Source organism: Ruminococcus sp. RTP21484sp1_RTP21277st1_D2_RTP21277_210401 (assembly GCF_040924225.1).
Lineage (GTDB): Bacteria > Bacillota > Clostridia > Lachnospirales > Lachnospiraceae > Blautia_A > Blautia_A faecis.
The window spans coordinates 1-2,954 of record NZ_JBCOMJ010000064.1 but is presented as its reverse complement, the minus strand read 5'-3'; the positions used below and the strand labels follow the sequence as shown (position 1 = coordinate 2,954).

Annotated in this window: 3 protein-coding genes; all 3 read right to left on the bottom strand. The window is 43.4% G+C overall.

From position 1 onward, the window contains the following. Positions 1 to 108 precede the first annotated feature (108 nt). The 3 genes from AB5706_RS22945 to AB5706_RS22935 are packed head-to-tail and all read right to left on the bottom strand — an operon-like array spanning position 109 to position 2,710. Positions 109 to 297: a tRNA (uracil-5-)-methyltransferase gene (locus AB5706_RS22945; protein ID WP_202030777.1), complete on the bottom strand. Its 189-nt coding sequence runs from the start codon at positions 295 to 297 to the stop codon at positions 109 to 111. A gap of 44 nt (positions 298 to 341) precedes the next feature. Next, positions 342 to 1,757: a 23S rRNA (uracil(1939)-C(5))-methyltransferase RlmD gene (gene rlmD, locus AB5706_RS22940; RefSeq protein WP_173771806.1), complete on the bottom strand. Its 1,416-nt coding sequence runs from the start codon at positions 1,755 to 1,757 to the stop codon at positions 342 to 344. Positions 1,758 to 1,762: 5 nt separating this feature from the next. Further along, positions 1,763 to 2,710, bottom strand: coding sequence for a 3'-5' exoribonuclease YhaM family protein (locus tag AB5706_RS22935; RefSeq protein ID WP_118581317.1), 948 nt, complete (start codon positions 2,708 to 2,710; stop codon positions 1,763 to 1,765). Positions 2,711 to 2,954 lie beyond the last annotated feature (244 nt).

Sequence of the window (2,954 nt, the reverse complement as noted above, 5' to 3'; positions counted from 1 at the left end):
GCCTATATTTTAACACAATGAAAGGAACCTGCGAACAGATTCCTTTCCATTTTTTTCTTAAGTTTATGATGTTGAGTATACCTGGCATAGCATCTGCACCTCTCTTTATTAACTATTCATCTTAAAATGCTTCAATGCCTCCACAATTGCACTCTCTTTATCTTCTGGACACTGCGGTTGCCTGCTATCTTCATTTTTAGGTAAATTATAATTCTTTCCAACCTCAATTCCGCATTTTCTCTTTACCTGTGAGATATACAGATTGGAAACCTTCATGCCGGCATTATGTTCAGCCACATATTTCTTTATCTCATCATATGTAGCCTTAGTCTCTGCAGATGTTATATCATATCATCAAGTTCAATCGTGACATTAATGTAATCATCCGGCTTTTGTTTCAGTTGGGACAAAAGAACTACCGTCTCCACCGACACCGTATTCGGGAACATATCAACCGGGCAGACTTTCTTCAATTCGTAGCCTCTTTCACAAAGATACTTCAAATCCCGTGCCAGAGTTGCGCTGTCGCAGCTTACGTAAACTACCCGGTCGGGCTGCATTTTGATAATGGTAGAAAGCAAGGTCTCGTCGCAGCCTTTTCTCGGCGGGTCTACTACAATCACGTCAGCACGCTCACCAGTGCGTGCAAACTGCTCTGGAAGCACTTCCTCAGCTTTTCCCACAAAGAATTCCGTATTATCAAATCCGTTCAGGCGCGCATTCTCTTTAGCATTCTCAATGGCAGCAGGAATGATCTCCACGCCCCTTACCATCTTTGCCTTCTGTGCAAGAAACAGAGAAATTGTTCCAATTCCGCAGTAAAGATCCCACACAGTCTCATTTCCGGAAAGTTGTGCATATTCCAGTGCTTTTCCATAAAGACGCCCTGTCTGGTAAGGATTTACCTGAAAAAAGGACAGCGGCGAAATCTGATAGGAAATCTCTCCGATCTTGTCTGTAATGTATGGCTGTCCCCAGAGCAGCCGCACCTTTTCCCCAAGGATCACATTATTTCGCTTCTTATTCACATTTACCATCACACTGACAGCCTCCGGAATCTGACGAAGGGATTTCACCAGAGCCTCTTCGCCAGGAAGCTTCTCCCCGTTAATGATCAGACAGACCATCATCTCGTCCGTAAAAAAGCCATATCGGATCAGCACATGGCGCACTAAACCCTTGCCAGTGTTCTCATCATACGGCTGAATATGGAACTTCTCCATATGCGCAATCACACGGTCCAAAACCTCCTTATTCCGTGTTACCCCAAGAGCACAGTCCCGGTTCTCAATAATACTGTGTGTACGGCCGGCATAAAATCCGGTAATAATTCTGCCGTCTTTTGACTTTCCAACTGGAAACTGTGCTTTATTTCTATAGTGGAAAGGCTGGTCCATTCCCAGGATTTTCTCCATAGGAATATCTGTAAAGCCGCCAATCCGCTCCAAATGTCCCCTGACTTTGGAAGTCTTAAATTCCAGCTGCTTCTCATAAGAAAGGGCCTGCAGCTGGCAGCCTCCGCATTGTCTTGCGAACTGACACTTCGGCTCCACACGGTCAGGAGATGGGGTGATAATCTCCTCCAATCTTCCGTAACCGTAATTTTTCTTCGCTTTCATGATCTTTGCGCGGACTGTGTCTCCGATTACTGCATCTTTGACAAAAACGGTGAAGCCATCAGCCTTTCCGATACCTTCACCGTCAATTCCGCAATCTTCAATCTTTAACGTAACAATATCATTCTTACGATACTCCATAAAGATTACCATTCTCCTGTCTTTCTTAAGTTAGATTCAAATATTCTGTTAAATCCAAGCCATTCTTTCTTGCTCTTATCTGCTGCAAAAATCTCGGTAAGAGTCTCCATGCGGGCATCTGTATTATCTGCAAGATTCAAGGCAACTGCCTCTACCATGGCAGGTTTCTTAGGGGAACCGTACTCAAGTTCGCCATGATGTGCCAGAATACAATGTACCAGCTGGTTCTCCAGATCCAGTGGAAAGTCCGGTATCTCCTTAATCAGATCATGAATCATCTGTGCTCCGATTATAATATGTCCCAGAAGCTGTCCCTCATCTGTATAATCATTCAGTGGAAAAGAAGAAAGTTCTCTTGTCTTTCCTACATCATGAAGAAGTGCTGCTGTGATCAGCATATCTCGCTTGATCACCGGATAAGCAGATGCCATATAATCACAAAGCCTGGCAACACTTAAAGTATGCTCCATCAGCCCGCCTATAAAGCCATGATGTACGGTCTTGGCTGCGGAATGCTCCTCGAAAGATTTTAAAAATTCTTTATCCTCTATAAACAGTTTCTTCAAAAGTGTATTCAGATAGGTATTCTTCACAGTGCCAATCATGGCAACCAGCTGGGTATACATATCATCCGTGCTGTTCTCACTTACCGGAAGATAATCTGCCGGATTGTACTCACCCTCGCCTGCTTTGCGCACACGCTTGATATTCAGCTGCATAGCTCCTGCAAAGCTGGTCACGTCTCCCATGACTTCAATGTAATCCAGTGCGTCAAAATCATCAATTCCAAGAGAATTCGGATCCCAGATCTTTCCATCCATCATTCCAGTCTTATCCTGGAGTATAATATTCTCATAAGGCTTTCCGTTCTTGGTCACAGCCGGCTGCTTCTGCTTACACAGATAAATGCCACTGATCCGGTCGCCTTCATGCAACTCATTTAAAAAACGCATAATTTCCTTCCCTTTCTAAAAAAGACACGTCCGTTTTCCCAGACATTACAATCTTTTGTATCATAACAAATATTTATGAACATTTTATGAATTTCTCCCCACTTTTTCCTTTTCAAGTCCTTGAAAATCATGTACAATAAGGTGTGCAGTAATTATTGTTTACAAATTTGCTATTTAGTGTGTTGGGAGGGTGAAAAGTTTTCAGGAGGGACGCATTTGGACAATGTGTATTACTCACTCGCCG